Below are 2268 nucleotides of genomic sequence, written 5' to 3' on the forward strand. Positions count from 1 at the left end.
TTTCGTATGGAAGGCATATCCAAGCGCTATGGCGGTGTACGCGCGCTGGAGAAGGCCGAGCTTGTTGTCGAAGCCGGCAGCATTCATGCCATTCTCGGCGAAAACGGCGCCGGCAAATCGACGCTGATCAAGGTTATGGCGGGTGTCGTGGCGCCCGATGAGGGCCGCATGACGCTGGACGGGCGCGAGGCGACCTTCGCTTCTCCGGGTGCCGCCAACAAGGCCGGCATCGTCTGCATCTTCCAGGAACTGTCGCTGGTTCCCGAACTCAGCGTTGCCGACAACATAGTCATTTCCGATCCGCCGAAGCGTTTTGGCATGATCGACCGCAAGGCGCAGCGCCGCATCGCCGAGGAGGCGCTGGCACGCGCGGGCGCCGCCGATATCCACCCGCTGGCGCTGGTCAAGGACCTGCCGCTGTCACGCCGCCAAATGGTCGAGATCGCAAAGGCGCTGGCCAGGAAGCCGCGCATCCTGATCCTCGACGAGGCGACCTCGGCACTGACCGCGACCGACGTTGCCAAGATCTTCAGCGTGCTCAAGCGATTGCGCTCGGAAGGGCTGGCGCTGCTTTACATCTCGCACCGCATGAACGAGATCGCCGAGCTTGCCGACCACTGCACGGTGTTTCGCAACGGCCGCAATGTCGCCAGCTACAAGGCAGGCACAAAGAGCGACAATGAGGTGGTCGAACTGATGATCGGCCGCGAATACAGCCATATCTTTCCGCCCAAGCCGGCGGCGGTGCCTGCCACCGCAGCCCCCAGGTTAGAGGCCCGCAAGCTCTCCTGGGCCGACCGGCTGCACGACATCTCGCTGACCGTCAGGGCAGGTGAGGTGGTCGGCATTGGCGGCCTCGACGGTCAGGGCCAGCGCGAATTGCTGCTCGCCTTCTTCGGCGTGCTGCGGGGCCTCAGCGGCCAGATCCTGATCGACGGCAAGCCGGTGTCGATCACCAGCCCATCCGTTGCGCGCGACGACGGCATCGGCATGGCGCTCATCCCCGAGGACCGCAAGACCGAAGGGCTGATGCTGCCGATGACGGTGCGCGAGAACCTGTCCTTCGCGGCGCTCGACCGGCTGTCGAAAGCCGGCATCATCGACCGTGCCGCCGAGCAGCGGCTGATCGACGACATGGTCGGCCTCCTGGCGATCAAGACGGCAGGCCTCGACATTCCGGTCGGCGCGCTTTCGGGCGGCAACCAGCAGAAAGTGGTCATCGCCAAATGGCTGATGCGCCAGCCGCGCATCATCCTGCTCAACGATCCGACGCGCGGCATCGACGTCGGCACCAAGCAGGAACTGTACCAGCTGATGCGCAAACTGGCCGACGCGGGTGCGGCGATCCTGTTCTACTCGACCGACTATGACGAGCTGATCGGCTGCTGCGATCGCGTGCTGGTGCTCTATGACGGGGCGGTCAAGCGCGAGTTGGTTGGTGCCGAGATCACCGAGCGGGCGCTGATATCAAGCGCGCTCAACATCCATGGCGAGGAGAGCCCGGTGGGCCTGGGAGCAAGCGCGTGAAAGATTGGCGCTACTGGCTGGCCGAGCAGCGCGGAACTCTGCTGGCGCTCGGCATCTTCATCGTCATGTTCGTCATCTACACCTCGAACCATCCGGCGGGCTTCACCGCCAATGTCGTGCAGACGGCGTCGAACAAGGGCGTGCTGCTCGCCTTTGTCGCCATGGCGCAGACGCTGGTGGTGATCACCGCCGGCATCGACTTGTCCGTCGGTATGATCTTCCTGCTCACCAACTGCCTCGCCTCCTGGCTGGTGGTCGGCACGCCGATGCAGACGACGCTCGGTGTCATCGCCGTGCTGGCGGTGGGGCTGTTGTGCGGTGCGATCAACGGCGCCATCGTCATCTATGGCCGATTACAGCCGATCGTCGCCACCATTGCCACAGGCGCCGTCTATTACGGCATCGGCCTTTTGCTGCGGCCATTTCCGGGCGGCTCGGTCAATGAGGATCTGGCCGATGCGCTGACCGGCCGTGTGTTCGGCGTGGTGCCGGCGAGCCTGGTCGTCCTGCTGGCCATCGTGCTGGTGATCTGGGTGCCGTTCAGCCGCTCGGTGCTCGGCCGCGCGGCCTACGCGGCCGGCTCGTCGGAGACGGCGGCCTACATGTCCGGCGTGCCGATCCGGCGCGGCAAGTTCGCTGCCTACACGCTGGCCGGCCTGCTGGCGGCGATCGGCGGACTGTTCCTGACTTTCTTCACCTATACGGGCGAGGCGGCCTATGCCAGCGGCAACTCCTATACGC

At 65.1% G+C, this 2268-nt stretch carries 2 protein-coding genes; both read left to right on the top strand.

Annotated features, from left to right (window positions below):
- Nucleotides 1-1527 (top strand): sugar ABC transporter ATP-binding protein (locus tag EOD15_RS33025; RefSeq protein WP_245463833.1); only part of this gene is annotated, 1527 nt, incomplete at its 5' end.
- Nucleotides 1524-2268, top strand: a 745-nt coding sequence (locus EOD15_RS33030; protein ID WP_148129777.1) for an ABC transporter permease, incomplete at its 3' end; no start/stop codon positions are given. The genes EOD15_RS33025 and EOD15_RS33030, both read left to right, overlap by 4 nt.

Origin of the sequence: Mesorhizobium sp. M7A.T.Ca.US.000.02.2.1, assembly GCF_003996995.1 — a bacterium.
Classification (GTDB): Bacteria; Pseudomonadota; Alphaproteobacteria; order Rhizobiales; family Rhizobiaceae; genus Mesorhizobium.